Genomic DNA, 26,770 nt, shown 5'->3' on the forward strand with positions numbered 1-26,770 from the left:
AGCCTCAACGAAAACTCAGATCAAACCCCGGTTTTCGGCGACTTCAACGAATCATTCCCGGTGACGGTCGCGGTTTTGGTCGCCGCCTCGGCATTCGCCTTCAGCCGACCCAACTCTTCCCCGGCACGCTCGATTTTCGCCCGCACGTTGTTCATGTCCTGACGGCTTTTCTCCAGCAGGCTCTTGGCCGAACTGTGGCCGGTAATGCCACGGGCCAGCGCTACGCCGCCAATGGCCACCTGGAGCAAACCGAATATTCCGCCGCGACGCAGGCCCTTGCCGACCATCACCACGCCACCGGCCAGGGAGCCGATGCGCTCCCAACCCTGAACGTTCTGCTCGGAATGGGTCTGGAACGGGGTGGATTCGATGCGCTCTACGCGTTTGAGTTCGCTCATGATCTGTCTCCTGGCGGGAAGGACTGCTTCAAGAATAGATAATTAAGCTGACTGCCGAGGCGGGCGGCTTGTTCCATCGGATGTGCGTCGATTCAGCGGAATTTCGGACCTGAGCGGGTGTTGAGGCCCTTGGCCATGCGGTCGTACAGCACGACGTTGACCGTGGCAGCGAGGTTCATGCAACCGGTGGTCGGGATGTAGACCACGTCTTCGCACCAGTCGCGAATCTCTTTATCCAGCGAGCCGTCTTCCGGGCCGAAGATGTACAGCGCGCGATCCGGGTGGGTGTATTCAGGCAGCGAGCGTGCGCCTTCGACCAGCTCCACGGCGACCGGTACGCAGCCCAGTGGCAGGATTTTTTTCAGGTCGTCGATGCCGATCAGCGGGATGTCGTAGTGGACGCGTTTGGTGTCGGTGACGAAGTCGGCGGCGCGGTCATAACGCTTGCCGGTGTAGAACACGGACGCCACGTTGTAGCAGCCGGCGGCGCGCATGACCGAGCCGACGTTTTCCGGTGATTTTGGATTGAACAAACCAATGCAGCTGTACCGTTTGTCTGCCACGAGCGGGGTGCCTTCGGGGAAAAAACCGCGATTATACGGGGATTGGGGGAGGGGGTGTCTGATTTGAGATTGGTGGTGACTGGACAATTGCTATCGCCAGCAGGCTAGCTCCCGCATTGGATCTGGGGCGTTCACACATACTTATGTGCGCAGAAGATCCCCTGTGGGAGCTAGCCCGCCAGCGATGGGGCCAGGTCAGACAATGAAGATATTCAGTCGTCTTTCTTCATCAAACCGGCCAACGCCGCAAATGGGTTATGCGTCGCCTTGGCGATCTTCGGCGTGCTCAACGAGCCTTCATCGAAATACTGCTGATCGGTGTACCGCGAGTGTTCGTTGTCATGGCAATACAGGCACAACAGTTCCCAGTTCGAACCATCCTGCGGGTTGTTGTCGTGGTTGTGGTCGCGGTGGTGCACGGTCAGTTCGCTCAGGCGCTTGCCGGAAAACTCGCGGGCGCAGCGGCCGCACACGTGCGGGTACATTTTCAGGGCTTTGTCGCGGTAACCCATTTCCTTGTCGCGCTGGTTGTCGGCGAGGATGCGGTCCAGCTTCGAAGTGTTGGTCGGCGTTGACGAACTCATGGGTTCACCTTTGTAAAAGACTAATGACGGTTATGAACGAAGTTTAGCTCAGCCCTTGAGCTTCTCGGCAATCCAGATGGTGTGGCGGGTGCCCTTGTTGCCGTGGGCAAAGACCTGGACTTCCTCGGCCTTGAAGCCGGCTTTTTTCAGTTTGTCGGAAAACTGCTTGTCGGCGCTGGCCGACCAGACGGCCAGCACCCCTTTTGGCCGCAGGGCTTTGGCGCACGCGCTCAGGCCGCCTGCGGAGTAGAGCCAGCTATTGGCCCTCTGGGTCAGGCCTTCGGGGCCGTTGTCGACGTCGAGCATGATCGCATCGAATCCTTGCGGCTCGGCCTGCAGTACTTTGGCCACGTCTTCCATGCGGATCACCGTGCGCTGATCGAGCAACGGATTGCCGGCTTTCTCGCCCAATGGCCCGCGATTCCACTCGACCACGCCGGGCACCAGTTCAGCGACCACGACTTCTGCGGTCTTGCCCAAATGCTTGAGGGCCGAGGCGAGGGTGAAACCCATGCCCAGGCCACCGATCAGCACCCGCGAATTCGGCCGGCCAGCGACCTTGCGGCAGGGGATTTCGGCCAATGCGTCTTCGGAGCCGTGCATGCGGGTGTTCATCAGCTGTCCGCCGTCGCCGCCCTGGATCTTGATGACGAAATCCTCACCGTATTCGAACAGGCACAGGGCGCCGCCGTTTTCAGGAATGGGGGCGGTGTCGAGGAGAACGAAACGTTTCATGGGGCTCTCTTGAGAAGGAGGGGCAGGGGGGGAGGCAAACGAACGCCGTTGGGAGTAGCCTGCAACCAGACAACAAGGCCAACGGAGCCATTGATGAAGCGCACCATTCTAACGGTCATTGCCTTGGCCGCGCTCTCGATAACTGCAGTGCAGGCCCAAGAGCTGCAAACCATTCCGACCAGCCCGGCGCCGCTGCCCGGTTCGCCCGGCACCGCGACGCCGACGCCGTATCCGCAGATCACCCCGACCATCCCGCACAAAGCCGGGCCCGGCGGTGGCGGGCCACCGCTGTTGCCACCGATCGAAGTGCCCAGCCCGCCCAAGGACCAGACGTTGCCGGGCCTGGAGCAGAACAATACGAAGATCAAGTCGCCGGGCGGTTAGACCTGCTGTGACAACAGTTGCCCATCGGCCATGCGCAGGCGTTTGGACAGGGAGACGGCAAGGGCGCGGATGATCTTGGCGGCGATTTTCGGCGCGTCGTTGAGCATCTTTTCCAGCGAGTCCTTGCCCAGGTTCAGCAACTGGCAATTGCTCGCCGCCACGCAACTGGCGGAACGACGCTCACCATCAAGCACGGCCATTTCGCCGAACGCCCGACCGCTGCGCAAGGTGGCCATGGTCACCAATTGTCCGTCGCTGCCGGATTTTTGCACCGCCACCTGGCCGGTATGGATGATGCACATGAAGCTGCCGGCGTCGCCTTCGTGAAAAATCTCTTCGCCTTCGGCCACGGTGCTGATACTGAAGTAGCCGGAAGCGGCAGCGAAGTCTGCAGGCAGCAGTTGGTCGAACAGGCCGCAGTCCATCAGCCAGTCACGGATTTCGTTGTTCAACAGGGTTGGTTCTGACATGTCGTCACGGTCTTTTTTTTGTGTCTGGTTCCGGTTTTCGGGATGTCCTCAATCCCTTGTGGGAGCGGGCTTGCTCGCGAAGGCGGTGTAACACCCAACATTGATGTTGAATGTGCTGGCCTCTTCGCGAGCGAGCCCGCTCTCACATTGGAATTGTGTGGGAGCAGACCCGGTGTCTGGTCTTAAGACCGACGTGTCAGGCCAAGTTCCTCAGGCAATCCCCAAAACCTTGAAAACAAATGCGTATTCGAGTGCTACGTCACGTAATCCCTGGTAACGACCGCTCATCCCGCCATGCCCGGCGCCCAGCTCGGTCTTGAGCAGCAGCGGGTTGCTGTCGGTTTTGGTCGCGCGCAACCTGGCCACCCATTTGGCCGCTTCCCAATATTGCACGCGACTGTCGTTGTAGCCGGCGACCACCAGCGTTGCTGGATAAGCCTGTGCAGTGACGTTTTCGTACGGGGCGTAGGCCTTGATCCGATCATAAACGTCCGGCTCTTCAGGATTGCCCCACTCGTCGTATTCCGTGACGGTCAGCGGCAGCTCCGGGTCGAGCATGGTGTTCAGCACGTCGACGAACGGCACTTCGGCAATTGCCGCGCCGAACAGTTCCGGACGCATGTTGAGCACCGCGCCAATCAACAAGCCGCCAGCACTGCCGCCGCTTATCGCCAGTTGCTTTGATGTGGTGAAGCCATTGGCGATCAGGTGCTCGGCGCAGGCGATGAAGTCGCTGAAGGTGTTGTGCTTGTGTTCCTGCTTGCCGGCGCGATACCAGGCTTCTCCCAGTTCGCCGCCACCCCGCACGTGGGCGATGGCAAACGCCACGCCGCGATCCAGCAGGCTCAGGCGCGCATGGGAGAACCACGGGTCGAGGCTTTCGCCGTAGGCGCCGTAGCCGTACAGATAAAGTGGCGTCGGCTTACCGAGGGCTTCGCGTTTGACGACCAGGCTGATCGGCACTTGCGTACCGTCCGGCGCTGTCGCCCACAGGCGCTGGCTGACGTAGGCGTCGGCGTCGAACGGACCGAGCACCGGGGTTTCCTTCAACACTTTCTGTTCGCCGCTGACCAGTTCCAGTTGGCGGATCTGCGCCGGACGGTTCAGCGCTTCGTAACGCAAACGGATGCGGTCGCTGACGAATTCCAGGCTGTTTTGCACGTGCAGGCTGTAGGCCGCATCCGGCAACTGCACGCGGTAGCTCGGAAGGTCTTGCGGGTGGACTTGGATGATCGGCAAGCCACCTTCACGCAGGCTGAGGGTCAAGGCCCGGGCGTTGAGGCTCATGCCGTCGATCATCGTGGTGTCGCTGTGGGGAATCAGGTTCTGCCAGTCGGCTTCGGTCGGCGCAATGCCGGTATCGACAGCCGTGTACAAGGCAAAGTTGATGCCGTCGCGGTTGGTGCGAATGAACCAGGTCCATTGGCCATCGAGTGCGCCGTGATCAACGTCGTACTCATGGTCTTCAACCCTCGGCGCGATGCAGGTGAACGCCTGTTGCGGCTGGGACGCGTCGAGCACCCAGACTTCGCTGGTGGTCTTGCTGCCCAGCGCCAGCAGTAATTGCTGCTCCGAACTCGAGCGATAGCAATGCATGAAGAAGCGGCCGTCCGACTCATGGAACACTTCTTCGGCCGCCGTGCCGTCCAGTCGATAGCGGAACAGTTTGTGCGGGCGGTGGGTGTCGTCCAGTTCGCCGAAGAACAGCGTCAGGCTGTCGTTGGCCCAGATCATGCTGCCATCGCAGTCCGAGAATTCCAGTTCGCTGACGCGGCCGCTGGATAATTCCTTCACGAACAGGGTGTAAATCTCATCGCCGGTGGAGTCGATACTGTAGGCGAGGCGTTGGTGGTCCGGGCTGATACTGAACGCACCGAGGGAAAAGAAGCCGCCGTTGGCCAGTTCGTTCGGGTCCAGCAGCAGTTGTTCGTGGGCTTCATCGAGCTGCAGGCTGTCATCCGCCGGGCGGGGGCAGCGGTAGTGACGAGCGTATTCGTCACCGGCCGTGGTGCGCGTGTAATACAGATACGGGCCCCACGGGGAGGGCAGCGACAGGTCGGTTTCGAGAATCCGGCCCTTGATCTCTTCGAACAGGGTTTCGCGCAACCCGGCCTGATCGGCGGTTTGCGCCTCTTGATAGCGGTTTTCAGCCTTGAGGTAATCGAGCACCGCGTCGGTGTCGCGTTCCTGTAGCCAGGCATACGGGTCAGAACCTTCGGCCTTGTGGGCAATCGGGGCGCTGGTCATGTTGGCGGATACGGGCATGAAGGGGTCTCGGACGATGTACGGAATTAGGGCTTCGCAGGGGGCAGGAAACATCCTGATGCCTTTCACAGATCCCTGTGGGAGTCTTGACCGGCTGGCATTGGGACAAGCCTGACGTGCGAAAAGTCGTTACTATAAGCGCCTCTTTGCCTGCCTTGCCATGGACACCATGACCGAGAACGACTATCTGATCGCCTGGGGCCTCTACGCCTTCGCCGCTTTAGGCTGCCTGTTGGTGTGGATGCGCATGACCCGCTGGATGTGGCGCTGGCTGCGGGAGCCGTTGCGACTGCTGGTCGCCGTGTTGCTGTTCAGTCCGACGATCATCGATCCGGTGAAGGAAAAGGTCGCCCCGGCCATCGCCATCACCGCCCTGGACCTCGCGTTCAAGGTTGGCAACAACGCCTGGCGGGCGGTCTCCGACTTGCTCATGTACGGCATGATCGCCTTCGGCCTTTATCTGGTGCTCGTCGCGATCCGCTTCCCGATCGAGCGCGCCGCCAAGGCGCGCAAGGAACGGACGGCGGCTGCCAAGGCTGCGGCAAAGGCCGACGATCCTGAAGACGATCATCCTTTCGGCGGTGCCGGTGATGACCGTTATGGTCGCCCGCCGGTCCCGAGCAACCCTCAGCGTATGCGCGTAGAACCGCGTTTGTAACCTTGCCCCTGCCTTACAGAGAGTCCGAACATGTGTGAGTTATTGGGCATGAGCGCCAATGTGCCGACCGATATCGTGTTCAGCTTCACCGGTCTGATGCAGCGCGGCGGTCGTACCGGTCCGCACCGTGACGGTTGGGGCATCGCGTTCTATGAGGGCCGTGGCCTGCGGCTGTTCCAGGATCCGGCGGCCAGCAGTGAGTCGGAAGTTGCTAATCTGGTGCAGCGCTATCCGATCAAGAGCGAAGTGGTGATCGGGCACATCCGCCAGGCCAATGTCGGCAAGGTCTGCCTGTCCAACACTCATCCGTTCGTGCGCGAACTGTGGGGGCGCAACTGGTGTTTCGCCCACAACGGCCAGCTCGCGGATTTTCAACCCATCACAAGCTTTTACCGCCCGGTCGGCGATACCGACAGTGAAGCGGCCTTTTGTGATTTGCTCAATCGTGTGCGCGCAGCGTTTCCGGAACCGGTAGAGATCGAAGCGCTTTTGCCCGATCTGGTGGCCGCCTGCGCCGAATACCGCGGCAAGGGTGTGTTCAATTGCCTGCTCAGCGATGGCGATTGGCTCTTCTGTTACTGCTCGACCAAACTGGCGCAGATTACCCGTCGTGCACCGTTCGGCCCGGCGCGCTTGAAAGATGTCGATGTGATCGTCGACTTCCAGGCCGAAACCACGCCCAACGATGTGGTCACCGTGATCGCCACCGAACCCCTGACCGAAAACGAAACCTGGACCCGCTATGAACCGGGCCAATGGAGCCTGTGGCGACGCGGTGAATGCGTCAGCCAGGGCAAGACCGAATAAAGGACGCTCACATGTTGCTCAGTTATCTACGGCTGGTGTTGTTCGCGGCGGGCCTGTTGATCGGTGTCCAGGTGCCGGGGTTCATCAACGATTACGCCAAGCGGGTCGAGGCCCACCTGATCGAGGCGCAGACCGGTCTTAGCGGCTTTCAGGGCACCGCCAATCAATTCTTCAAGGGCGACATGCAGGCCCTGGTCGCCCATTACCGCGCCAGCGAAGACCCGATCTTTCGCAGCGATGCCGACAGCCTGAGCAACCTGCTCACCCGTCAGCTGGCCCTCGATAAACAATTCCAGGCCATGCAAGGCCCGTGGTACATCCGTTTCCTGCAGGTTGTACTGGCCGCCGACCCGGACATCCGCAAGGAAACCTGGAACGGCTACAGCTACCAGATCCTGCTGACGCCAGAAGCGATGATCTGGGGCATGAGTGGCGCGTTGCTGTTGTCGTTCGGGATTGAATGCCTGTTCAGGCTGATCGATTGGGTGGTGCTGGGCGGCAAGCGCCTGCGCCAGAGCCGGCCGATTGAAGAGCGGGATTTGCGCGGGTTGTAAGAGGGGCCATGCGAACCCTGTGGCGAGGGAGCTTGCTCCCGCTCGGCTGCGAAGCAGCCGCCAAGCTTTTGGGGCGCTGCGCGACCCAGCGGGAGCAAGCTCCCTCGCCACAAGTTCGGTGTGCTATTTGGAAAGAAACCGCATCCCTTCTTCAAGCCCCCGCAACGTCAGCGGGTACATCTGGTCATCAATCAAATCCCGCACGATATTGGTCGACGACGTATAGCCCCACGTATCTTTCGGATACGGGTTGATCCAGATGAGCTTCTTGTACTTCTCCTTGAACCGCTGCATCCACACGTAACCGGCTTCTTCGTTCCAGTGCTCGACGCTGCCGCCGGCCTGGGTGATTTCATAGGGCGCCATGGCGGCGTCACCGATGAAGATCACTTTGTAGTCGGCGCCGTACTTGTGCAACAAGTCCTGGGTCGAGGTGCGTTCGGAGGTGCGGCGCATGTTGTTCTTCCACACCGACTCGTAAATGAAGTTGTGGAAGTAGAAGTACTCAAGATGCTTGAACTCGGTCTTGCAGGCCGAGAACAACTCTTCGCAGATTTTCACGTGGGCATCCATCGAGCCGCCGATGTCGAACAGCAGCAACAGCTTGACGGTGTTGCGCCGCTCCGGCCGCATCTGGATGTTCAGCAACCCGGCGTCTTTCGCGGTGTGATCGATGGTGCCATCGATGTCGAGCTCTTCCGCCGCACCCTGACGGGCAAATTTACGCAGCCGGCGCAGGGCAACCTTGATGTTGCGCGTGCCCAGTTCCACCGAATCGTCGAGGTTTTTGTACTCGCGCTGATCCCAGACCTTGGCTGCCTTGCCCTGGCGCTTGCCGGCATCACCGACCCGAATGCCTTCCGGGTTGAACCCGCCGGAGCCGAACGGGCTGGTGCCGCCGGTGCCGATCCACTTGTTGCCGCCGGCGTGGCGTTCTTTCTGTTCTTCCAGGCGTTTCTTGAACTCTTCGATCAGCTTGTCCAGGCCGCCGAGGGACTGGATCGCCGCCCGCTCTTCGTCGGTCAGCGAGCGCTCGAATTCCTTGCGCAACCAGTCTTCGGGAATCAAGGCCTGAAGGTGATCGTCGAGTTTTTCCAGGCCATTGAAGTAAGCACCGAAGGCCCGGTCGAACTTGTCGAAATGCTTTTCGTCCTTCACCAGAATCGTCCGGGACAGGTAGTAGAACTCGTCCATGTCGGCGAAGGTCACGCGCTGTTTCAGCGCGTTGATCAGGTCCAGCAGCTCGCGCACCGAGACTGGTACCTTGGCTGCACGCATTTCATTGAACAGGTTGAGCAGCATGGCATCAGCCTCTTAGCGGGTGCCGCGACGGCTCATGAACGCCAGACGCTCAAGCAGTTGCACGTCCTGTTCGTTCTTGACCAAAGCACCGGCCAACGGCGGGATGGCCTTGGTCGGATCGCGTTCGCGCAGCACGGCCTCGCCGATATTGTCGGCCATCAGCAGCTTCAGCCAGTCCACCAGTTCGGAGGTCGATGGCTTTTTCTTCAGGCCCGGCACCTTGCGCACGTCGAAGAACACGTCCAGCGCTTCGCTGACCAGGTCCTTCTTGATGTCCGGATAGTGCACATCGACGATCCGCTGCATCGTGACGCGATCCGGGAAGGCGATGTAGTGGAAGAAGCAGCGGCGCAGGAAGGCGTCAGGCAGCTCTTTTTCGTTGTTGGAGGTAATGATGATGATCGGGCGCTTCTTGGCCTTGATGGTCTCGTCGATCTCGTAAACATAGAACTCCATCTTGTCGAGTTCTTGCAGCAGGTCGTTCGGGAACTCGATGTCGGCCTTGTCGATTTCGTCGATCAGCAGGATCACCCGCTCTTCAGACTCGAAAGCCTCCCAGAGCTTGCCCTTTTTCAGGTAATTACGAACGTCGTGAACCTTTTCCGTGCCCAGCTGCGAATCGCGCAGGCGGCTGACCGCGTCGTACTCGTACAGGCCTTGATGCGCCTTGGTCGTGGATTTGATGTGCCAGGTGATCAGCCTGGCGCCGAAGGACTCGGCCAGTTGCTCGGCCAACATGGTCTTGCCGGTGCCCGGCTCGCCCTTGACCAGCAGCGGGCGCTCCAGGGTGATGGCGGCGTTGACCGCCAGCTTCAGGTCATCGGTGGCGACGTAGGCCTGGGTGCCTTCGAACTTCATCTGCTAATCCTCGAACGGTAACGCCGACCTGACGGGGCAGGGCGGGGCGCAATAATTGTAGTACTCGACTATAACGCGCTGCCCGGTCGACTGTGAACGCAGACGGCTTATTCAGTCTCTGAATGGGGCGTCACATCTTGACTCAGTCCGCTTCCGGCTTCGGCCGTTCATACCGGGCATTGAAGGCCTGGACAAAACCATTACGCAAAATCTGCAAAAACGCCTGGAACGCGCTGATGTCTTGCCTATGAACGTTGCCGCTCAGTTCCACACGCGTGGCAAACTGGTTTTTGCCCTGGTTTTTCAGCACGGTTTCGGAGCCGCCGACTATGGCCTCCCAAATGGACCGGAACAGCCCTTTGTCCTTGTTTTCTACGTCCTGCTGCCAGTTGAAAACGTCAACATCCTTCAGGAGCGGTTTGATGTAGCCGGTCAATTGGGCCTTTTTCGCTTGCGCTTCAATCACCACATCACCGTGCCCGGCATTGAAATCGAACTTGCCATAGGCCGAGGCGAAGTCGTTCATGCGTTTGAGTTCAATGTCCCTGGCGCGCAGGCGGAACTGGAAGTCTTCGAAATTGCTCAGCGGGTCGAAGGTCGCGGTGGTTTCCAATGGGGCGTGACCCAGCAGCAGCGCTTTGCCATCGAAGCGTGCGTCGCGCTTGCCTTCCTTGTCGACGACGTTGGTCAGGTTGTAAATGCTGGCGTTGACCTGGGTCGCGTTCATGTTCACGGGAGGCTTGGAGTTGAAATTTCTGAAGCTGATCTTGCCATCGAAGATACGTACTTCGTCCAGGGTGATCGGTGCCAGTTTGCTCAATTGCGCGCGCCAGTCGGTGCCCTGGCCGGTCTGCGAGTTTTGCTTGTTGGCGCCGCCATCGACGAAGTTCACCTCGGGGTTGAAGAACTGCACCTTGGCCACCACCGCGTGGTCGTACAGGAGCGAGTGCCAGCTGACGGCAAGGTCGATCAACGGCGCATTGACGAAGGGCACCGGGACCTTGCCATCGACCTTGACGATTTTCAGCCCGTTGATTTTGTAGGCGCCGCGCCACAGTGCCAGGTCAACGTCGGTGATCTGTCCACGGTAGTCGCCCATGTCGGCGAGCTTGTCATTCAAGTAGTCACGCACCATGTAGGGCAGGGCCACATGCAAGGCAATCAGTAGCACAACGAGGCCGACGAGGATCCACAAGGGCCAGCTGTATCGACGTTTCATGATGGCAAATCTCCGGCGATGTAAGACCATTGACTGCGGTGGTCACCGGACGTTCGACCCGACTGGACGACCACGGGCAACAGGCATACCGTGAAGGGCTAATTCAACGCTGCATAAGGACCCAGCCATGAGCCGTATTTTTGCTGACAACGCCCATTCCATCGGCAATACGCCGCTGGTGCAGATCAACCGCATCGCACCGCGTGGCGTGACCATCCTGGCCAAGATCGAGGGGCGCAATCCAGGTTATTCGGTCAAGTGCCGGATCGGAGCGAACATGATCTGGGACGCCGAAAGCACCGGCAAACTCAAGCCTGGCATGACCATCGTCGAGCCCACCTCTGGCAATACCGGCATTGGTCTGGCGTTTGTTGCCGCTGCTCGGGGCTACAAGCTGATGTTGACCATGCCGGCGTCCATGAGCATCGAGCGTCGCAAAGTGCTCAAGGCGCTCGGCGCCGAACTGGTGCTGACCGAACCGGCCAAGGGCATGAAAGGCGCGATCGAAAAGGCTGCTGAAATTGTTGCCAGCGACCCGTCCACCTATTTCATGCCCGCACAATTCGAGAATCCGGCCAACCCGGCCATCCACGAGAAAACCACCGGTCCGGAAATCTGGAACGACACCGACGGCGCGGTCGATGTGCTGGTGGCGGGCGTAGGAACGGGTGGAACCATTACCGGCGTTTCGCGGTATATAAAGAATACCCAGGGCAAACCGATTCTTTCCGTGGCGGTTGAGCCGGTGGTTTCGCCGGTGATTACGCAGAAGCTGGCCGGGGAAGAAATCAAACCGAGCCCGCACAAGATCCAGGGCATCGGTGCCGGTTTTGTACCGAAGAACCTGGACCTGTCGATGGTGGACCGTGTCGAGCTGGTGACCGACGATGAATCCAAGGCCATGGCCCTGCGCTTGATGCAGGAAGAGGGCATTTTGTGCGGCATCTCTTGCGGAGCTGCCATGGCTGTGGCGGTACGCCTGGCGGAAACCCCGGAAATGCAGGGCAAGACGATCGTGGTGATCCTGCCCGATTCTGGCGAGCGCTACCTGTCGAGCATGCTGTTCAGTGACCTGTTTACCGAACAGGAGAATCAGCAATAGACGTTGCCGAAGCCGTGATTATTTGATCGTGGGGTGGGGGGTTGATTCAGATCAGCCCCCGTTCAGGAGCGCTATGGTAAGAAGTGCTTTATTGCATAATTCTTAACAGTGAATGTTGAGTTAGACGGGTTTTTCCCGTGGCCGGTAATGTTTATCATGGCCGGCTGCAACGTCGGGTAAATGGCGTTGTGCAGAGTTGTTTTTTCTCAAGGAGTTGTTGATGACCTTTTCCTTTGCCGCGAAGGCGTCGCTGTTGCTGCTGTTCCTGGGCAGTACTCTTTATGTGCATTTGCGCGGCAAGGCGCGTTTGCCGGCCTTGCGTCAGTTCGTCAACCACTCCGCGCTCTTCGCGCCTTATAACGCCTTGATGTACCTGTTCTCCAGCGTGCCGTCCAAACCTTATCTGGACCGCAGCAAGTTCCCGGAGCTGGATGTGCTCAAGGACAACTGGGAAGTCATCCGCGACGAAGCGATGCACCTGTTCGATGAGGGTTACATTCGCGCCGCCGAGAAAAATAACGACGCCGGTTTTGGTTCGTTCTTCAAGAAAGGCTGGAAGCGCTTCTACCTCAAGTGGTACGACAAACCCCTGCCATCGGCCGAAGCGCTGTGTCCGAAAACCGTGGCCCTGGTCAGCAGTATTCCCAACGTCAAAGGCGCCATGTTCGCGCTACTGCCGGGCGGCAGCCACCTCAACCCGCACCGCGATCCGTTTGCCGGTTCCCTGCGTTATCACCTGGGTCTGTCGACCCCGAACTCCGATGATTGCCGCATTTTCGTCGACGGTCAGGTGTATGCCTGGCGCGACGGTGAAGATGTGATGTTCGATGAGACGTATGTGCACTGGGTGAAGAACGAAACCGAGAAAACCCGGGTCATTTTGTTCTGCGACATCGAACGTCCGCTGAGCAACCGCGTCATGACCCGCCTCAACCGTTGGGTCAGTGGCTTGCTCGGTCGCGCAACGGCGCCGCAGAATCTCGACGACGAACGGGTTGGCGGAATCAACAAGGCTTACGCCTGGAGCAAGAAGTCCAGTGACAGGGTCAGCGGTGTGGTCAAGCAGTGGAAGCGTCGCAACCCCAAGGCTTACCGCGTGTTGCGGCCGGTGTTGGCGGTGGTGGTGTTGACGTTGTTGGGGTATTGGTTGTTTGGGTGATTCCGGGCAAGAAATGAAAAACCGCTCATTGAAGCGGTTTTTTTTCGCCGATTTAATGGTCGCCCGACATTTATCTCGAAGGTAGTTTCGGCGCGACAGCTTTCGTTACTGGCCCTTTGTCCAAGTCATTGCAATCCAGGTCGCCCGCTGGTTATAGTCGGCGCTCGGTGTTATCCAACCCACCGTCCACTTCATCAAAAAAGATCAGCCCATGCCTGCATCCCTCATCAACGCGGTAGTCGATTCAGCGGTCAACGCTGGCGTCGTGCCGTGCGGGAATCAGCAGCCTGCGCAGATCAGTCATTACCCCCCACCTGTCCGTAGCACGCCGGTGTACGCAGTCGTATCACCGCCGGGCGTTGGCGTTTCGGGCTGATCAGTTTCTATCTAGTTGCTGTTACCCGCGCCTGCCTGAAAAAACTACTGGATTTCAGCTTCGGCTGAGTTGGCTTTTTGCCTGACTACAGGTGGTCTTCATGTTTGTCCTTTCGAAAAAATCCGCGCTCGCGGCGGCGTCCACGAGCCTGTTCGTTCTGCTGTGGAGCAGCGGGGCGATCTTCTCCAAATGGGGCCTGGCCCATGCGTCACCCTTCGCTTTTCTGCTGATCCGCTTTGCTATCGCTCTGTGTGGGTTGGTACTGCTGGTGCCGTTGCTCAAGTTGAAACGGCCCAAGGGCGGTAAGCCGATGTTGTATGCGATGGCCACGGGCGTGGTGTTGCTGGGGGCTTATCAGATTTTCTATCTGCTGGCCCTGGACCTGAAAGTCACGCCGGGTGTGATGGCCACAATCATGGGCGTACAGCCGATTCTCACGGTAGTGATCATGGAGCGGCAGCGTTCAGCCAGCCGAATGTTCGGGCTGACCCTGGGCCTGGTCGGTCTGGTCATGGTGGTTTACCAGGGCATCGGTCTGGCGGGTATGTCGCTGGCGGGGATGCTCTTCGGTTTGCTGGCGTTGGCGAGCATGACGTTCGGTTCGATCATGCAGAAGCGCATTACCGATAATCCCCTCGGCACGTTGCCGGTGCAGTACCTCGCGGGGTTGTTGCTGTGCGGGATCTTTGTGCCGTTCCAGCCGTTTCATTTCGAACACAGCAGCGGTTTTATCGTGCCGGTGTTGTGGATGGGGCTGGTGGTGTCGGTGCTGGCGACGCTGTTGCTTTATCGGCTTATCGCTCGGGGTAATTTGGTGAACGTCACCAGTTTGTTTTACCTGGTGCCGGCGGTGACCGCGGTGATGGATTACCTGTTTTTCGGCAACAGACTGGCGGGGTTGAGCATGCTTGGGATGGTGCTGATTATTGTTGGTTTGGGGTTTGTGTTTCGTAAGACAGGGTGACGCGGTTGGGAACCTATCCGTTTCTGCGGTAATGGCTTCTGGCGGTTTCGCTTTTACAGCGAGTCACTTGGAAAAGCCCCGAGTGAACAACCTACAGAGAGATCACAGCTAGCCTGCTAGCGATGGACTTCAACGATAACGCGTGCTGTCTGAATGAACGTGTTGTCCGGACTTCCATCGCTAGCAGGCTAGCTCCCACAGGGGGTGTTGGGGGAAATGACATTGGTGTTCAGCGCCGATGATCCTGACGGACTTCAGGCAGGCTCTCAGGTCGCCTCGCCTTGGCTTTCGACCTTGATCTGCCCCGTCGGAAGGCCGTACGTCAGGGCGGAATCAATAGTCGCCGTTACCCAAGAAACGGATATACACCAAAAAACCAGACCTCCATCCGGCCCTGTTACTTGGTCAACGCATGCTCCGCCCGCACCGAATTCATAAACGCCTGCATCGCCGACGATTGAATTCGATGACGCCGGGTAATCAACCCATACGGCGGCAGCCGCGCTTCAAACTTGATCGGCAACACCGCCAGCAAATCCCGCCCCGGATAATCCTCGACCACCGACACCGGCGTAACGCCAAGCATGTCAGTCTGCTGGATCAACGAGAGCAAGGTCATGATCGAGGTGGTTTCAACGATGCTGCTGGGGATGTCGACCCGTGCATTGTGGAACACCTGATTGATGATCGCGCGCATCGGGCTCGGTTGCTGTTGCAGTACCCAGGTCATGTTCTGCAATTCCGCCCAGCTCAGGTGTTTCTCCTGCGCCAACGGATTCTGCGCGCCGGCAATGACGCACAACGCCTCTTCGCCGAGGCTGTCGAACAGCAGTTCTTCGGCCCTCGCACCGGCCGGAATCCGCCCCAGCACGATGTCGAGTTGATCCTGCAGCAGTGCCTGTACCAACACGTCACTGGTATCGACCTGAATGCTCATCGACAACCGTGGATGGCTTTGCTTCAAGGTGGCGATGGTGCGGGTCAACAACCCCGAGGCCAACGCCGGAATCGCGCCGACGGCGACCCGCCCGAGGTTGCCGGATTCCAGTGCGACCAGTTCTTCACGCATGCCGCTGAGTTCGGCAAACACCATGCGCGCGTAGTAGATGACGGTTTCCCCGAACGGGGTCGAGCGCATGCCACGGGGCAGGCGTTCGAACAGCTCGACGCCGAGCAAGTCCTCGGCCTCGTGGAGCATCTTGGTCGCTGCCGGTTGGGTCATGCCGATGTGATCGGCAGCGCGACGCAGCGAGCCGAATTCCTGCAATGCCAGCATCAACCGCAATTGGCGCAGACGCAGTCGACTGTGGATTACATTGGCATCAGGAATTCGGGTCATGGGCCGCGCTCGCAGAAAAGACTGCGGCAAGCCTGACAACAAATGTCAGGCGTTGCCAGCATTGCTGTGTCACAGCACCGATTTGGTCTTGGCGACGGTCGGTTTGCGCAGGCCCGTCAGGGCGCCCAGTGCCTTGGAAATCAGCGGCCAGAACAGCATCAGCAGCGCTGCTGTGGTCAGGCAACCCACCAACGGGTTGGACCAGAAAATCCCCAACTGCCCGTCAGAAAACAGCATCGATTGACGGAACGCATCTTCAGCCTTGTCCCCTAGCACCGCGGCCAATACCAGTGGTGCAATCGGGTAACCGAGCTTCTTGAACAGGTAACCCAGCGCGCCGAAGCCCAGCATCAGCACCACGTCGAAGAACGAGTTGTGCACCGAGTACGCACCGATGGCGCAGACCATGATGATGATTGGCGCAATGATCGAGAACGGAATGCGCAGGATCGAGGCGAACAGCGGCACGGTGGCCAACACCACAATCAGACTCACCACGTTGCCCAGGTACATGCTCGCAATCAGGCCCCAGACAAAATCGTGTTGCTCGACAAACAGCGTCGGGCCAGGGTGCAAGCCCCAGATCATCAACCCGCCGAGCATCACTGCCGCCGTGGCAGAACCGGGAATCCCGAGGGTCAGCATCGGCAGCAGGGCGCTGGTGCCGGCGGCGTGGTCAGCGGTTTCCGGGGCGATCACGCCTTCGAGTTCACCCTTGCCGAAGTTCTCGCGATTCTTCGAGAAACGCCGCGCCAGGCTGTAGCTCATGAACGAGGCCGCCGTCGGGCCGCCGGGCGTGATGCCCATCCAGCAACCGACCAGGGTGCTGCGCACGATCGTCCACCAGTAACGCGGCAACTTGGCCCAGGTGCGCAGAATTACCATCGGCGTAATGCGCGCATGCTCGCCGCGGAACACCAGGCCTTCCTCGACGGTGCAGAGGATCTCGCCGATACCGAACAGACCGATCACTGCCACTTCAAAACTGATCCCGGTCATCAGGATCGGCTGGTCGAAAGTCAGGCGCAGGTTGCCGGACACGGTGTCCATGCCAACCGCTGCCATGGCGAAACCGATCATCATCGCCACCACGGTTTTCAGTGGTGGGTTCTTGCTCATGCCGATGAAGGTGCAGAACGCCAACAGGTACACCGCAAAGAACTCCGGTGAGCTGAACGACATGGCAAATGCGGCGATCTTGGTCGACAGGAAGGTCAGCAACAACACCCCGGCCAGTGCGCCGATCAATGCCGAGCTGAACGCCGCTGTCAGGGCTTCGGCGGCGCGGCCTTCGCGGGCCATCGGGTAGCCGTCAAACGTCGTCGCCACCGATGAGGGTTCGCCGGGTATGTTGAACAGGATCGAGGTGATCGAGCCGCCAAACAGCGCGCCCCAATACATGCACGACAGCAGGATGATCGCCGACACCGGCGACATGGTGAACGTCAGCGGCAGCAGCAACGCCACGCCATTGGGGGCGCCGAGGCCGGGCAATACGCCGACCAGAATGCCCAGCAGCACGCCGATCACCATCAGGCCGATATGGCCCGGGGTCAGGATCAGGTTCATGCCTTGCAGCAGGGAATCGAACTCACTCATTTGAAATTTCTCCCGGCCAGGGCAATCCAGTCGCCCATCGGACCGGCATCCAGCGGGACCTTGAACCACAGCGCGAAAATCAGGTAACTGGCAAGCACCGCGCCGAGGGATACGCTGGCGATCATCAATTTGCCGTAAGGCTTGGTGCGGACCTTGTCACGCCACATGAACCAGGCGATGAAACAGGCTGACGCCACATAGATGCCGGTGAACGGCATGGCGCCAACGAACAGCGCAATCGGAATGAACACTGACAGCACCTGTTTGAACGCGCTGCGGCTGACGAATGAAAGGCTCAGGGCTTTCCAGCGCACCATCGTCCATACGCCGTTGGCCACGCTCGCGGCGCTCAGCATCAGGCCTATGTAGAAGGGGAAATAACCCGGCTCAGGGCCGGAATCGCCCCAGCCGATACCTTGTTCGACACTGCCGAACATCACCACCACGCCGATCAGCGCGGTGAAGACAGCCAGACCGAGTTCGACCCAGCGGGTACCGACCAGCGCCGGTGAATCCGAAGAATGGGACATGAAGACACCTCCAGAGGTGACGGCCGTGCGCAGGCGGACGGCCGTCGGCAACTCAGTTTTTCAGCCAGCCGGCTTCTTTGAACACCGGGGTGACGCGGGCGGTGTCTTTCTCAATGTAGGCAGTCAGCGGCTCGCCTTCGAGGAAGGTCGGCACCAGCGCGTTCTGCTTGACGTAGGCCTTGAACTCCGGGGTCTCGGTGACTTTACGCATCAGTTCGACATAGAACGCCCGCTGCTCGGCGGTGACTTCGCCGGGCATGAACACCGTGCGCGGAAAGCGATACTGATCTATGCCCAGGCCTTGCTCGTGGCAGGTCGGCACATCGGCCCAGGATTTTTCGCCGGCGACCTTGTCGGTATAGCTCATGCGCTCCTTGCTGAACACGCAGAGTGGCTCGACCTGATCACCGCGCCATTGGCTGATGCTTTCGCTGGGGTTGTTGACGTTGGCGGCGATGTGTTTGCCGGCCAGTTGGGTCGCGGCTTCACTGCCGCTCTTGAACGGGATGTACACCAGTTTGCTGTTGTTGGTCTGGTTCAGCAGCAGGGTCAGGGTCTGGTCGACATCCTTGGACTGGCTGCCGCCCATGCGCAGTTTAGACGGATCAGCCTTGGCAGCTTCGTAGAAGCCTTTGGCGTCTTTCCAGGGGGCATCCTTGTAACTCCAGAGGATAAAGTCGTCCTCGGCCACGGCCGCCACGGGAGTCAGCTCCTGCCATTGATAACCGAGCTTGGACACCAGTGGCAGCAGGTAAATGTTGTTGGTGCCAATCACCAGTTTTTCCGGATCGCCCTTGTTCATTTTCAGGTCGAGGAAGGCTTCGGCACCATTGCCGCCACCCTTGTTGAGGACGATGGTATTCACATCGAGAAACTTGTGGGTGGTGATGATCGACTGGATCAGGCGGCCGAGTTGATCGGTGCCGCCACCAGGGCCGCCAGCGACGACGATTTCAACGTTCTTGTCCGGTTGCCAGGCGGCGTGAGCGAGAGTGGGAAGGGTTCCGGCGGCGATCAGCGTGCAGCCAAGAAACAGACGGGATGTGCGACGGAGGAATGCATTTCGCATGATGGAAGGCCTCGTTTTTGTAGTTGTTATGAGTGACTTGTCGGTGTTCAAAAGCTGCAAGCCTGGCCTGAGTGTGGGAAGCCTCCGTCCTCGCGTCTAGTCAAAACAATACATACACCGATAGCCTGCGGTTATAGGTCTGAAGGGCCAATATCGCCATGATCGCCAAGGCCGTTGCGCCAGAGCGGTTTGATAGGAAAGTCAGGCAGGTACTGCCTATTGAAAGCCCACTGAAAGCATGGCGTGACATAACCCGAGGCTATCGCCGTATTTCAAGTTTTGATTAGACGGTTATCACTGGGCCTTCGATAGTGCTCACCAACGCCGCCTGAAGCGGCAATGCTGCATCTCACAAAAATAATAAATCGAGGTACGCACCATGGCTCGTCCCAGTGCTTCCCTGCAGCTGCCCGACGCAGTTGCCCAGCCTGTCGCAGCGGCCACTCCGCTGACCGGCACGAACAAGGCCAGCAGTGTGCGCTGGCGGATCTTCGCGATCATCTTCGCGCTGACCATGGTCAACCTGATCGATCGGGTGTCGCTGTCGATAGCGATGCCAACCATCGCCCATGAATTTTCCCTGTCGCCGAGCATGCAAGGGCTGATCCTCAGCAGCTTTTTCTGGGCTTATGCATTGCTGCAGATTCCTGGCGGCTGGATGATCGATCGCTTCGGGCCGCACCGGGTCATCAGTTGGTCCACCGGGTTGTGGGGCACGTTTCAAGTGCTGGCGGCGTTTGCCACCGGCGGGTTGTCGTTACTGTTCGCCCGGGTTGCGCTGGGCGCTGCCGAGGCGCCGTTGTTCCCTTCGGGCGGCAAGCTGATTTCCCTGTGGCTGGCGCCGAGCGAGCGCAGTCGCGGCGCCGTGCTGATGGACAGTGGCAGCCCGTTGGGCGTGGCGCTCGGCGGGTTGATCATTGCCTACCTGATTGCTTCGCTGGACTCCTGGCGCCTGGCATTCGTGATCGCCGGTATCGCGACGCTGGTACTGGCCTGGCTGGCGCGGCGTTATCTGCGCGATGACCCGGCCAGTCACCCGCAAGTGAATGCCGAAGAACTGGAGAAGATCAACGCCGGGCGCGCGACGCCTGCTGCCGAAGCGGCGCGAGTGCCGGTCAAGGGCCTCGGCATCGCCGCCCGTTCCCTGAGTGGTTTGCTCATCGGACGCGCCAGTTGGGCGATGGTGTATTTCGGGTTGCTGACCTGGGGCCCCAGTTATCTGGCGCAGGCCCGAGGCTTCGATATCAAAGGCATTGGCGCGGCGACGTTCGTGATTTTCGTCTGCGGCGCGCTGGGTTCGTTGACCGGTGGTTTCCTCTGCGACGGGTTGATCCGCAAAGGCGTCAGTCGCGGTGTCGCGGTCAAGAGCCTGCTGGCATTTTCCGGTGTGATCGCCCTCGGCGCGTTCCTGTTGCTGCCGACCCTGACTGACCCGTTTGCCGCCGTGGCGCTGTTGGCCATGACTGCGTTTTTCCTGATGTGGGGCAGCCTCTACTGGAGCTTCCCGGCATTGCTGGCGGCACCGGCACGGGTCGGGTTGATCGGCGGGGTGATGAACATGGCCGGCAGCACCGGCGGGATTGCAGTCCCGATCCTGGTCGGCGTGATCCTGCAAATGGCCGGTGGCTTTGCGCCGGTGCTGGGGTTCTTCGCCGCCTGTTCGGCCGTCTTCGTGCTGGCCACATTGTTCATCAGTCTCGACGAGGTGCGGCATGACTAAGGTGTATGACGGTCCGATCATCGACGCCCATCACCACTTCTGGGATCCGACGATCAATCACCATCCATGGCTGGCACCCGAAGCCGACATCCCGTTTCGCTACGGCGATTACAGCGCGATCAAGCGGCGCTATTTTCCCGATGACTACTTCGCCGATGCCGGCTCGCATAACGTCGTGCAAACGGTGTACATCGAGACCGAATGGGACCCGCAAGACCCGATCGGCGAAACCCGCTTCATCGAAAGTCTGGCCGCGCGTTACGGCGTCCCCAATGCCATCGTCGCCCAGGCCTGGCTGGATCATCCGGATGCCATCGCGGTGCTCACCGAACAGGCGAGTTTCAAGGGGGTACGCAGCGTGCGCCACAAACCCGGCGGACCGACCTCGACCGCACAGGTCGGGCATCTGCGCAGTCTGATGAGCGATGAACATTGGCGGCGCAGTTACGCCGCGCTGCAAGGGTTGGGGCTGCATTTCGATTTGCAGACACCCTGGTGGAACCTGTTCGAAGCCGAGCGGCTGGCCCGGGACTTTCCCGGCACCACCCTGATTCTCAACCACGCCGGTTTGCCCAATGACCGCAGTGCCGAAGGCCTGGCCGGCTGGCGTCTGGCAATGGCGCGGCTGGCCGAGTGGCCGAACGTGCAGGTGAAGATTTCCGGCCTGGGCGTGGCGGGGCGGGCATGGCGTGCAAAGGACAACGCGTGGATCGTGCGCGAAGTGATCGCCATGTTCGGCACCCATCGAGTGATGTTCGCCAGCAACTTCCCCGTGGACAGCCTGTGCGGCTCGTTCGACGACATCTACAGCGGTTTCAAATCCATCGTTGCTGACCTGCCTGGCGCCGATCAGCAGCGACTGTTCTACGGCAACGCGCAGCGGGTCTATCGCTGCGAGCCTTGCGCCATTGACCGGACACGGCCCGAACCCTTGAGGAGTGAAGCATGAACAAGACAACCATCGCCATGGTCCTGGGCGACCCGGCCGGCATCGGCCCGGAACTGATCGCACGCCTGCTCGCGGAACCTCAGGTCCGCAGCCAGGCCAACGTGATCCTGATTGCCGACGAGGCGGAAATGCGTCGCGGCATGCGCATCGCCGGGGTGGAGTTTCCTTACCGTCGTGTGGAGTCGTTGGAGCAGCTGTCGTTTGTCGATGACACGCCGCTGTTCTATGACTTTCGCGGCGACACCCTCGGTGAATTCCCGCGCAGCGAAGCCAGTGTCATTGGCGGTCGCTACAGCCTCGACACCCTGGAAAAAGCCCTGCGCCTGACTGAGGCCGGCATCACCGATGCCATTCTGTTCGGGCCACTGAACAAGACCTCGCTGCACATGGCCGGCATGGCCCACAACGATGAGCTGCACTGGTTCGCCGAACTGCTGGATTTCCATGGGCCGTTCTGCGAGTTCAACGTGCTCGACAATCTATGGACGTCTCGAGTGACGTCCCACGTGGCACTGGCCGAGGTGCCGGGCATGTTGACTCAAGCGCGGGTGGTGGAAGCGATCCAGCTGATCGACACCGCGCTCAAGCGCAATGGCCTGGAAAAGCCGCGCATCGGCGTCTGTGGCTTGAACCCCCACAACGGCGACAACGGCTCGTTCGGGCGCGAAGAACTCGACATCATCGGGCCGGCGGTGCGCTCGGCTCAAACGTTGGGGATTGCGGCAGAAGGTCCGTACCCGGGCGACACGATTTTCCTCAAGGTTCAGGGGGATGCCAGCGCCTTCGACGCGGTGGTGACCATGTACCACGACCAGGGACAGATCGCGATCAAGTTGATGGGCTTCTCCCGTGGGGTGACGGTGCAGGGCGGCTTGCCGATTCCGATTACCACGCCGGCCCACGGCACCGCGTTTGATATCTCGGGCCAGGGCAAGGCCAACGTCGGCGCGATCCGCCAGGCCTTCGAGATCGCGTGCCGGATGGGCGGCAACACCTACTGACTCACCGCAATACCCCTGTGGGAGCGCGCCTGCTCGCGATGACGGCATGACAGACACCCTTGAAGTGACTGTCAGATCGCTATCGCGAGCAGGCTCGCTCCCACCTTTTTTTTGTGATGGCTGATAACCCGATCTAACGGATATCCGCTTTTTCCTATCACCCCAGGTTATCGACGGATGTGCATAAGTGATTATCCGCCGCCCCCAAGCGCTGGCTAAAGTCGCTCCATCGAATGACCAGCGCCGATCACCCGAACGGCTCTGCGCACACGACTCAAACAACTACAAAAAGCCGGCAGCGCAAGGAATCCGTACCCATGAAAATCAAAGCAATCCGTACCCGCGTTTTCGAGTGGAAAGGTAAAGTCGTCCCGCCTCAAGCGCACTTCTGCACCAACGCCAGCGACATCCTGTTCGAGCGCGGTGACGCCATGGGCTCGTTCCGTTTCCACGGCTGGCTGGTGGTGGAAGTCGAGACCGACACCGGTCTCGTCGGTATCGGCAACTGTGCGCTGGCGCCACGTGTGGCCAAGGAAATCATCGACACTTACCTGGCGCCGATCGCCATCGGTGAAGACCCGTTCGACAACGAATACATCTGGCAGAAGATGTACCGCCAGAGCCACGCCTGGGGCCGCAAAGGCATCGGCATGGCGGCGATCTCGGCGATCGACATCGCGATCTGGGACATCATGGGCAAAGCGGTCAACAAGCCAGTGTTCAAGCTGCTTGGCGGGCGGACCAAGGAAAAGATCTGGACCTACGCTTCCAAGCTCTACGCCAACGACAACCTCGACCTGTTTCTCGAAGAAGCCCAGGGTTATCTGAACCAGGGTTTCACCGCGCTGAAAATGCGTTTCGGCTACGGCCCGAAAGACGGCCCGGCGGGCATGCGCAAGAACATTGAACAAGTGCGCGCCCTGCGTGAACTGGCCGGCCCGGACATCGACATCATGCTCGAATGCTACATGGGCTGGACCCTCGAATATGCGCGTCGCATGTTGCCGAAACTGGCCGAGTTCGAACCGCGATGGCTGGAAGAGCCGGTGATTGCCGACGACATCGAGGGCTACATCGAGCTGAAAAAAATGGGGATCATGCCGATCTCCGGCGGCGAGCATGAGTTCACTTCCTACGGCTTCAAAGACTTGCTCGAACGCCGCGCCGTCGACGTGATCCAGTACGACACCAACCGCGTCGGCGGCATCACCGCCGCGCGCAAGATCAACGCCATGGCCGAAGCCTGGTCGGTGCCGGTGATCCCCCACGCCGGGCAGATGCACAACTATCACCTGACCATGTCCACCACTGCCTCGCCGATGGCCGAGTTCTTCCCGGTGTTCGATGTCGAGGTCGGCAACGAACTTTTCTACTACGTGTTCAAGGGCGAGCCGCAACCGGTCAACGGCTACATCCAGCTCGACGACAACACGCCAGGTTTGGGCCTGGAAATCTCCGATGAATTTTTGAGCGACTTCAACATCATCGAGTGACCCCAATCCCCGACTTTATGGAGGGCCGTCATGCGCCTGATTCAATTTGAAAATTCTGTCGGTGAGCGCCAGGTCGGCGTTGTCGAAGGCTCACAGGTCCAGGTGCTGAAAGGCACCTGCAGCACCCGTGAACTGGCACTCGCGGCGATCCGCGCCCAACGCAGCCTGCAAGAAGAAGTCGCTTCACGCGGCACCGAGCCTGGCCCGGATTACGCGCAGCTGTTGCAGCAGGGCCAGGTCCTGCCGCCGCTGGACCACGAAGACCCGGCCCATTGCCTGATCAGCGGCACCGGCCTGACCCATCTGGGCAGCGCCTCGGCACGGGACAAGATGCACCAGCAGGACGGCGCCGTTGAAGCCGGCATGACCGATACCATGCGCATTTTCAAGTGGGGCCTGGAGGGCGGAAAACCTGCCGCCGGCCAGGTCGGCGCGCAACCGGAATGGTTCTACAAAGGCGACGGCAGCATCGTCGTGCGCCCCGGCGCGGACTTCCCGGTGCCGCCGTTTGCCGAAGACGCCGGAGAGGAACCTGAGCTGACCGGCCTCTACGTGATCGGCGACGACGGCCTGCCATATCGCGTCGGTTATGCGCTGGGCAACGAGTTTTCCGACCATGTCATGGAGCGGCGCAATTACCTCTACCTCGCGCACTCGAAATTGCGTTTCTGCGCCTACGGTCCGGAACTGCGCGTCGGTGAATTGCCCCGGCATCTGGCGGGCACCAGTCGCATCATCCGCAACGGCGAAACCCTCTGGGAAAAAGAGTTTCTCAGCGGCGAAGACAACATGTGCCACAGCCTTGCCAACCTCGAATTCCATCACTTCAAGTACGCGCAGTTTCTGCGGCCCGGCGATGTCCACGTGCATTACTTCGGCACCGCCACACTGTCATTTGCCGACGGGGTGAAAACCCAACCGGGCGATCGCTTCCAGATCAGCCTCGATGCGTTCGGCGCACCGCTGGAAAACGGCATCGGCGAAAGCGCCCGGCCGTTGGCCATCGGCCAGGTTCGTTCGCTTTAAGCTTTCAACCTCCGGCGCTTGTCAGCCGGCCAAGGAATCACTCATGACCACACTTACAGGACACAACTACATCGGCGGTCGTCGCAGCGCCAACGGTACGTTGCAGCTGCAAAGTCTCGACGCGACCACCGGTGAACCGTTGCCCGGCCGCTTCTTCCAGGCCACTGAAGCCGAAGTGGATGCCGCCGCCAAAGCCGCCGCCGCGGCGTACCCGGTCTACCGCAACCTGAGCGCGGAAAAACGCGCGACCTTCCTCGACGCCATCGCCGATGAAATCGATGCGCTGGGTGATGAGTTCGTCGCCACTGTCTGCCGTGAAACCGCATTGCCGGCCGGTCGTATTCAGGGTGAGCGCGGACGTACCAGCGGTCAGATGCGGTTGTTCGCCAAAGTCCTGCGGCGCGGCGATTTCTACGGCGCACGGATTGACCGCGCATTGCCGGATCGTCAGCCGTTGCCGCGTCCGGATCTGCGCCAGTACCGCATCGCCATCGGCCCGGTTGCGGTGTTTGGCGCCAGCAACTTCCCGCTCGCATTCTCGACGGCGGGCGGCGACACCGCCTCGGCGCTGGCCGCCGGTTGCCCGGTGGTGTTCAAGGCGCACAGCGGGCACATGGCGACCGCCGAGTGGGTGGCGGACGCGATCATCCGCGCAGCCGAGCGCACCGAAATGCCGGCCGGGGTGTTCAACATGATTTATGGCGGTGGTGTCGGTGAGTGGCTGGTCAAGCACCCGGCGATCCAGGCGGTGGGCTTCACCGGTTCGCTCAAGGGCGGCAATGCCCTGAGCCACATGGCCGCGACCCGGCCGCAACCGATCCCGGTGTTTGCCGAGATGTCGAGCATCAACCCGGTGTTCCTGTTGCCTGAAGCCCTCAAGGTGCGTGGCGAGCAGATCGCTGCGCAACTCGCCGGTTCGGTGACGCTGGGTTGTGGCCAGTTCTGCACCAATCCGGGTCTGGTCATCGGTTTGCGCTCGCCGCAGTTCAGCACTTTCCTCGAAACGTTGTGCGCCAGCATGAACCAGCAACCGGCGCAAACCATGCTCAACGCCGGCGCACTCGTCAGCTACAGCAAAGGCCTGGGCGAACTGCACGAACATCCGGGACTGACGCACCTGGCGGGCAAACCGCAGCAGGGCAATCAGGCGCAGCCACAGGTGTTCAGGGCGGATGTCAGCCTGTTGCTCAAGGGCGATGAACTGCTTCAGGAAGAGGTGTTCGGGCCGACCACCATCGTCATTGAAGTCGAAGACCAGGCGCAACTCGCGGCCGCGCTGCACGGTTTGCGCGGGCAACTGACGGCAACGCTGATCGGCGAGGCCGAGGAGCTGCTGGAATACCGCTGGCTGGCCGAGTCGCTGCAGGAAAAGGTCGGGCGGATTTTGCTCAATGGCTATCCGACCGGGGTCGAGGTGTGTGAGGCGATGGTGCATGGCGGGCCGTATCCGGCGACGTCGGATTCGCGGGGCACGTCGGTGGGGACGCTGGCGATTGATCGATTCCTGCGGCCGGTGTGCTTCCAGAATTATCCGGATGCGTTGTTGCCCGAGGCGTTGCAAAACGCGAATACGCTGGGGATTCGGCGGCTGGTGGATGGGGAGGTGAGTCAGTCAGCTTTGTAGTGCCTGAGCAGGCGCCTTCGCG

Annotated in this window: 27 protein-coding genes; 14 read left to right on the plus strand and 13 right to left on the minus strand. The window is 60.2% G+C overall.

The window, feature by feature from the left end; translation table 11 throughout:
* Positions 1-20: 20 nt before the first annotated feature.
* The 4 genes from ACM6I5_RS25925 to ACM6I5_RS25940 all read right to left on the minus strand — a co-directional run bounded on the left by ACM6I5_RS25925 (position 21) and on the right by ACM6I5_RS25940 (position 2,280).
* A complete protein-coding gene (locus ACM6I5_RS25925; RefSeq protein ID WP_414884945.1) occupies positions 21-398 on the minus strand; it encodes a DUF2892 domain-containing protein in 378 nt (125 codons plus the stop codon).
* 92 nt (positions 399-490) lie between these two features.
* Positions 491-961 (minus strand): RNA methyltransferase, encoded by a 471-nt coding sequence (locus ACM6I5_RS25930; RefSeq protein WP_017336996.1) that lies wholly within the window; start codon positions 959-961, stop codon positions 491-493.
* A gap of 212 nt (positions 962-1,173) precedes the next feature.
* Entirely contained in the window at positions 1,174-1,545 is a 372-nt protein-coding gene (locus tag ACM6I5_RS25935; protein ID WP_017336997.1) for a YajD family HNH nuclease, read from the minus strand.
* A 48-nt stretch (positions 1,546-1,593) separates the two neighbouring features.
* Positions 1,594-2,280, minus strand: a complete 687-nt coding sequence (locus ACM6I5_RS25940; RefSeq protein ID WP_017336998.1) for a spermidine synthase — start codon at positions 2,278-2,280, stop codon at positions 1,594-1,596.
* 93 nt (positions 2,281-2,373) lie between these two features.
* Between ACM6I5_RS25940 and ACM6I5_RS25945 the strand changes: the two genes are divergently transcribed.
* A complete protein-coding gene (locus ACM6I5_RS25945; RefSeq protein ID WP_031318505.1) occupies positions 2,374-2,664 on the plus strand; it encodes a hypothetical protein in 291 nt (96 codons plus the stop codon).
* Here ACM6I5_RS25945 and ACM6I5_RS25950 read toward each other — a convergent pair.
* Together ACM6I5_RS25950 and ACM6I5_RS25955 are read right to left on the minus strand one after the other, a co-directional pair.
* Complete coding sequence (locus ACM6I5_RS25950) at positions 2,661-3,134, minus strand: cyclic nucleotide-binding domain-containing protein (RefSeq protein WP_017337000.1); 474 nt, start codon at positions 3,132-3,134, stop codon at positions 2,661-2,663. The genes ACM6I5_RS25945 and ACM6I5_RS25950 overlap by 4 nt on opposite strands.
* 210 nt (positions 3,135-3,344) lie before the next feature.
* On the minus strand, positions 3,345-5,399 hold the full coding sequence (locus ACM6I5_RS25955; RefSeq protein ID WP_414884946.1) for a S9 family peptidase: 2,055 nt from the start codon (positions 5,397-5,399) through the stop codon (positions 3,345-3,347).
* Between the two features lie 160 nt (positions 5,400-5,559).
* Between ACM6I5_RS25955 and ACM6I5_RS25960 the strand changes: the two genes are divergently transcribed.
* From ACM6I5_RS25960 to ACM6I5_RS25970, 3 genes are read left to right on the plus strand one after another with little or no spacing between them, the layout of a single operon-like run.
* Entirely contained in the window at positions 5,560-6,057 is a 498-nt protein-coding gene (locus tag ACM6I5_RS25960; protein ID WP_017337004.1) for a hypothetical protein, read from the plus strand.
* 30 nt (positions 6,058-6,087) lie between these two features.
* A complete protein-coding gene (locus tag ACM6I5_RS25965) occupies positions 6,088-6,864 on the plus strand; it encodes a class II glutamine amidotransferase (protein ID WP_017337005.1) in 777 nt (258 codons plus the stop codon).
* Positions 6,865-6,875: 11 nt separating this feature from the next.
* A complete protein-coding gene (locus tag ACM6I5_RS25970) occupies positions 6,876-7,418 on the plus strand; it encodes a DUF2937 family protein (RefSeq protein ID WP_017337006.1) in 543 nt (180 codons plus the stop codon).
* Between the two features lie 123 nt (positions 7,419-7,541).
* Here ACM6I5_RS25970 and ACM6I5_RS25975 read toward each other — a convergent pair whose 3' ends face one another.
* The 3 genes from ACM6I5_RS25975 to ACM6I5_RS25985 form a co-directional block, all read right to left on the minus strand.
* A complete protein-coding gene (locus tag ACM6I5_RS25975; protein ID WP_017337007.1) occupies positions 7,542-8,720 on the minus strand; it encodes a vWA domain-containing protein in 1,179 nt (392 codons plus the stop codon).
* Between the two features lie 12 nt (positions 8,721-8,732).
* Positions 8,733-9,578, minus strand: a complete 846-nt coding sequence (locus tag ACM6I5_RS25980; RefSeq protein WP_017337008.1) for an AAA family ATPase — start codon at positions 9,576-9,578, stop codon at positions 8,733-8,735.
* 142 nt (positions 9,579-9,720) lie between these two features.
* Positions 9,721-10,797 carry a DUF748 domain-containing protein gene (locus tag ACM6I5_RS25985; protein ID WP_017337009.1) on the minus strand — a complete coding sequence of 359 codons (1,077 nt, stop codon included), beginning with the start codon at positions 10,795-10,797 and terminating at the stop codon, positions 9,721-9,723.
* A gap of 127 nt (positions 10,798-10,924) precedes the next feature.
* On the opposite strand from ACM6I5_RS25985, the gene cysK reads away from it, so the two are divergent.
* The 4 genes from cysK (at position 10,925) to ACM6I5_RS26005 (ending at position 14,398) form a co-directional block, all read left to right on the plus strand.
* Entirely contained in the window at positions 10,925-11,899 is a 975-nt protein-coding gene (gene cysK, locus ACM6I5_RS25990; protein ID WP_017337010.1) for a cysteine synthase A, read from the plus strand.
* 220 nt (positions 11,900-12,119) lie between these two features.
* The gene (locus tag ACM6I5_RS25995; RefSeq protein WP_017337011.1) at positions 12,120-13,058 is read left to right on the plus strand and encodes an aspartyl/asparaginyl beta-hydroxylase domain-containing protein; all 939 of its coding nucleotides are present in this window, start codon (positions 12,120-12,122) and stop codon (positions 13,056-13,058) included.
* A gap of 211 nt (positions 13,059-13,269) precedes the next feature.
* Positions 13,270-13,434: a hypothetical protein gene (locus ACM6I5_RS26000; RefSeq protein ID WP_193393006.1), complete on the plus strand. Its 165-nt coding sequence runs from the start codon at positions 13,270-13,272 to the stop codon at positions 13,432-13,434.
* Between the two features lie 100 nt (positions 13,435-13,534).
* On the plus strand, positions 13,535-14,398 hold the full coding sequence (locus ACM6I5_RS26005) for a DMT family transporter (protein ID WP_017337012.1): 864 nt from the start codon (positions 13,535-13,537) through the stop codon (positions 14,396-14,398).
* A 397-nt stretch (positions 14,399-14,795) separates the two neighbouring features.
* On the opposite strand, the gene ACM6I5_RS26010 is transcribed toward ACM6I5_RS26005, so the two are convergent.
* The 4 genes from ACM6I5_RS26010 to ACM6I5_RS26025 all read right to left on the minus strand — a co-directional run bounded on the left by ACM6I5_RS26010 (position 14,796) and on the right by ACM6I5_RS26025 (position 18,935).
* The gene (locus ACM6I5_RS26010; protein WP_017337013.1) at positions 14,796-15,737 is read right to left on the minus strand and encodes a LysR family transcriptional regulator; all 942 of its coding nucleotides are present in this window, start codon (positions 15,735-15,737) and stop codon (positions 14,796-14,798) included.
* A 69-nt stretch (positions 15,738-15,806) separates the two neighbouring features.
* Positions 15,807-17,336, minus strand: a complete 1,530-nt coding sequence (locus ACM6I5_RS26015) for a tripartite tricarboxylate transporter permease (RefSeq protein WP_414879612.1) — start codon at positions 17,334-17,336, stop codon at positions 15,807-15,809.
* Positions 17,333-17,866 (minus strand): tripartite tricarboxylate transporter TctB family protein, encoded by a 534-nt coding sequence (locus ACM6I5_RS26020; RefSeq protein WP_017337015.1) that lies wholly within the window; start codon positions 17,864-17,866, stop codon positions 17,333-17,335. The genes ACM6I5_RS26015 and ACM6I5_RS26020 overlap by 4 nt, the downstream gene beginning before the upstream one ends.
* Before the next feature lie 52 nt (positions 17,867-17,918).
* Positions 17,919-18,935, minus strand: coding sequence for a Bug family tripartite tricarboxylate transporter substrate binding protein (locus tag ACM6I5_RS26025; RefSeq protein ID WP_017337016.1), 1,017 nt, complete (start codon positions 18,933-18,935; stop codon positions 17,919-17,921).
* Positions 18,936-19,314: 379 nt separating this feature from the next.
* Here ACM6I5_RS26025 and ACM6I5_RS26030 point away from each other — a divergent pair, with 379 nt between their 5' ends.
* The 6 genes from ACM6I5_RS26030 (at position 19,315) to ACM6I5_RS26055 (ending at position 26,748) form a co-directional block, all read left to right on the plus strand.
* The gene (locus tag ACM6I5_RS26030) at positions 19,315-20,655 is read left to right on the plus strand and encodes an MFS transporter (protein ID WP_414879613.1); all 1,341 of its coding nucleotides are present in this window, start codon (positions 19,315-19,317) and stop codon (positions 20,653-20,655) included.
* On the plus strand, positions 20,648-21,604 hold the full coding sequence (locus ACM6I5_RS26035; protein ID WP_017337018.1) for an amidohydrolase family protein: 957 nt from the start codon (positions 20,648-20,650) through the stop codon (positions 21,602-21,604). Before ACM6I5_RS26030 ends, ACM6I5_RS26035 begins: the two co-directional genes overlap by 8 nt.
* Complete coding sequence (locus ACM6I5_RS26040) at positions 21,601-22,605, plus strand: 4-hydroxythreonine-4-phosphate dehydrogenase PdxA (RefSeq protein ID WP_017337019.1); 1,005 nt, start codon at positions 21,601-21,603, stop codon at positions 22,603-22,605. The genes ACM6I5_RS26035 and ACM6I5_RS26040 overlap by 4 nt, the downstream gene beginning before the upstream one ends.
* 317 nt (positions 22,606-22,922) lie before the next feature.
* Positions 22,923-24,098 carry an L-rhamnonate dehydratase gene (locus ACM6I5_RS26045; protein ID WP_414879615.1) on the plus strand — a complete coding sequence of 392 codons (1,176 nt, stop codon included), beginning with the start codon at positions 22,923-22,925 and terminating at the stop codon, positions 24,096-24,098.
* A 30-nt stretch (positions 24,099-24,128) separates the two neighbouring features.
* Positions 24,129-25,124, plus strand: a complete 996-nt coding sequence (gene araD1 / locus ACM6I5_RS26050; RefSeq protein ID WP_414879616.1) for an AraD1 family protein — start codon at positions 24,129-24,131, stop codon at positions 25,122-25,124.
* A gap of 43 nt (positions 25,125-25,167) precedes the next feature.
* The gene (locus tag ACM6I5_RS26055; protein ID WP_414879617.1) at positions 25,168-26,748 is read left to right on the plus strand and encodes an aldehyde dehydrogenase (NADP(+)); all 1,581 of its coding nucleotides are present in this window, start codon (positions 25,168-25,170) and stop codon (positions 26,746-26,748) included.
* The last annotated feature ends 22 nt before the right edge of the window (positions 26,749-26,770 follow it).

Source organism: Pseudomonas sp. IT-P171 (genome assembly GCF_949767765.1).
Classification (GTDB): Bacteria; Pseudomonadota; Gammaproteobacteria; order Pseudomonadales; family Pseudomonadaceae; genus Aquipseudomonas; species Aquipseudomonas fluorescens_B.

What these genes read in the sequence shown, in the direction of transcription:
- ACM6I5_RS25945 (WP_031318505.1), top strand. Translation starts at nt 2,374, where the DNA reads ATGAAGCGCACCATTCTAACGGTCATTGCCTTGGCCGCGCTCTCGATA.
- cysK (WP_017337010.1), top strand. Translation starts at nt 10,925, where the DNA reads ATGAGCCGTATTTTTGCTGACAACGCCCATTCCATCGGCAATACGCCG.
- ACM6I5_RS25940 (WP_017336998.1), bottom strand. Translation starts at nt 2,280, where the DNA reads ATGAAACGTTTCGTTCTCCTCGACACCGCCCCCATTCCTGAAAACGGC.
- ACM6I5_RS26025 (WP_017337016.1), bottom strand. Translation starts at nt 18,935, where the DNA reads ATGCGAAATGCATTCCTCCGTCGCACATCCCGTCTGTTTCTTGGCTGC.
- ACM6I5_RS25980 (WP_017337008.1), bottom strand. Translation starts at nt 9,578, where the DNA reads ATGAAGTTCGAAGGCACCCAGGCCTACGTCGCCACCGATGACCTGAAG.
- ACM6I5_RS26010 (WP_017337013.1), bottom strand. Translation starts at nt 15,737, where the DNA reads ATGACCCGAATTCCTGATGCCAATGTAATCCACAGTCGACTGCGTCTG.
- ACM6I5_RS25960 (WP_017337004.1), top strand. Translation starts at nt 5,560, where the DNA reads ATGGACACCATGACCGAGAACGACTATCTGATCGCCTGGGGCCTCTAC.
- ACM6I5_RS25970 (WP_017337006.1), top strand. Translation starts at nt 6,876, where the DNA reads ATGTTGCTCAGTTATCTACGGCTGGTGTTGTTCGCGGCGGGCCTGTTG.
- ACM6I5_RS25975 (WP_017337007.1), bottom strand. Translation starts at nt 8,720, where the DNA reads ATGCTGCTCAACCTGTTCAATGAAATGCGTGCAGCCAAGGTACCAGTC.
- ACM6I5_RS25950 (WP_017337000.1), bottom strand. Translation starts at nt 3,134, where the DNA reads ATGTCAGAACCAACCCTGTTGAACAACGAAATCCGTGACTGGCTGATG.
- ACM6I5_RS26015 (WP_414879612.1), bottom strand. Translation starts at nt 17,336, where the DNA reads ATGAGTGAGTTCGATTCCCTGCTGCAAGGCATGAACCTGATCCTGACC.
- ACM6I5_RS25925 (WP_414884945.1), bottom strand. Translation starts at nt 398, where the DNA reads ATGAGCGAACTCAAACGCGTAGAGCGCATCGAATCCACCCCGTTCCAG.
- ACM6I5_RS25985 (WP_017337009.1), bottom strand. Translation starts at nt 10,797, where the DNA reads ATGAAACGTCGATACAGCTGGCCCTTGTGGATCCTCGTCGGCCTCGTT.
- ACM6I5_RS25955 (WP_414884946.1), bottom strand. Translation starts at nt 5,399, where the DNA reads ATGCCCGTATCCGCCAACATGACCAGCGCCCCGATTGCCCACAAGGCC.
- ACM6I5_RS26020 (WP_017337015.1), bottom strand. Translation starts at nt 17,866, where the DNA reads ATGTCCCATTCTTCGGATTCACCGGCGCTGGTCGGTACCCGCTGGGTC.
- ACM6I5_RS25935 (WP_017336997.1), bottom strand. Translation starts at nt 1,545, where the DNA reads ATGAGTTCGTCAACGCCGACCAACACTTCGAAGCTGGACCGCATCCTC.
- ACM6I5_RS25965 (WP_017337005.1), top strand. Translation starts at nt 6,088, where the DNA reads ATGTGTGAGTTATTGGGCATGAGCGCCAATGTGCCGACCGATATCGTG.
- araD1 (WP_414879616.1), top strand. Translation starts at nt 24,129, where the DNA reads ATGCGCCTGATTCAATTTGAAAATTCTGTCGGTGAGCGCCAGGTCGGC.
- ACM6I5_RS26035 (WP_017337018.1), top strand. Translation starts at nt 20,648, where the DNA reads ATGACTAAGGTGTATGACGGTCCGATCATCGACGCCCATCACCACTTC.
- ACM6I5_RS26040 (WP_017337019.1), top strand. Translation starts at nt 21,601, where the DNA reads ATGAACAAGACAACCATCGCCATGGTCCTGGGCGACCCGGCCGGCATC.
- ACM6I5_RS26000 (WP_193393006.1), top strand. Translation starts at nt 13,270, where the DNA reads ATGCCTGCATCCCTCATCAACGCGGTAGTCGATTCAGCGGTCAACGCT.
- ACM6I5_RS26045 (WP_414879615.1), top strand. Translation starts at nt 22,923, where the DNA reads ATGAAAATCAAAGCAATCCGTACCCGCGTTTTCGAGTGGAAAGGTAAA.
- ACM6I5_RS26030 (WP_414879613.1), top strand. Translation starts at nt 19,315, where the DNA reads ATGGCTCGTCCCAGTGCTTCCCTGCAGCTGCCCGACGCAGTTGCCCAG.
- ACM6I5_RS26055 (WP_414879617.1), top strand. Translation starts at nt 25,168, where the DNA reads ATGACCACACTTACAGGACACAACTACATCGGCGGTCGTCGCAGCGCC.
- ACM6I5_RS25995 (WP_017337011.1), top strand. Translation starts at nt 12,120, where the DNA reads ATGACCTTTTCCTTTGCCGCGAAGGCGTCGCTGTTGCTGCTGTTCCTG.
- ACM6I5_RS26005 (WP_017337012.1), top strand. Translation starts at nt 13,535, where the DNA reads ATGTTTGTCCTTTCGAAAAAATCCGCGCTCGCGGCGGCGTCCACGAGC.